This is a genomic window from Oleiphilus sp. HI0125 (genome assembly GCF_001635355.1).
Genome location: NZ_LWGF01001361.1, coordinates 1 through 672 on the forward strand (window position 1 = coordinate 1; position 672 = coordinate 672).

The 672-nt window shown below is 43.8% G+C and carries 1 protein-coding gene; it reads right to left on the reverse strand.

Annotation, left to right across the window (positions count from 1 at the left end; translation table 11 throughout):
* Positions 1 to 479, reverse strand: a 479-nt coding sequence (locus A3762_RS23340) for an acyl-CoA dehydrogenase family protein (protein ID WP_197469533.1), incomplete at its 3' end; no start/stop codon positions are given.
* Positions 480 to 672: the final 193 nt, after the last annotated feature.

Consider the following 672-nt stretch of genomic DNA (forward strand, 5'->3'; position numbering starts at 1 on the left):
CACTCGCCCGCAATAAGCTTCGGCAAATAGTAAGACTGCTGGTGTTCGTTACCGTGCAATGTCAGAGCGTCAATAGAGCCGTGAGACAAACCTGGATACATACCAAACGATAAGTTGGTAGAGCAGCACATTTCATCAACTACTACTTTCAAGAAGTGTGGCAAACCTTGTCCACCATGCTCAACGGGTGAAGCGAGACCGCTCCAACCACCTTCTTGGTACGTTTTGTATGCTTCTTTAAAACCAGAAGGTGTTTTTACTGTTTTCGCTTCTGGGTCGTAGACACACCCTTCCCTGTCACCTGATGCATTGATCGGTTGAAGTACGTTTTCTGCCAATTTTGCAGCTTCTTCTAGTACAGCACGCTGCATGTCTTCTGTCGCGTCGGCAAATTGCTCGATGTTTGCGATGTTGCCGGCTTTAAGAACTTCAAAAAGAACGAAGTTTATGTTGTCCATTGGCGCTTTATAATGATTCACGATCTACCTCTTCACGTATTGAGTTTTCGTTTATTTCCGTGGGTCGTGCTGCTATACGCGCTCAAACGTACTTTGGGTTTCTCGTAGTGAAAAAAAGTCCGTTGAAAAACAACGGAAAAAACGAAGTAACAAATGACAATACACAGGTATTGAGATATATCTTCATTTGTCTGATGTTCGGATTGAAAGGCTT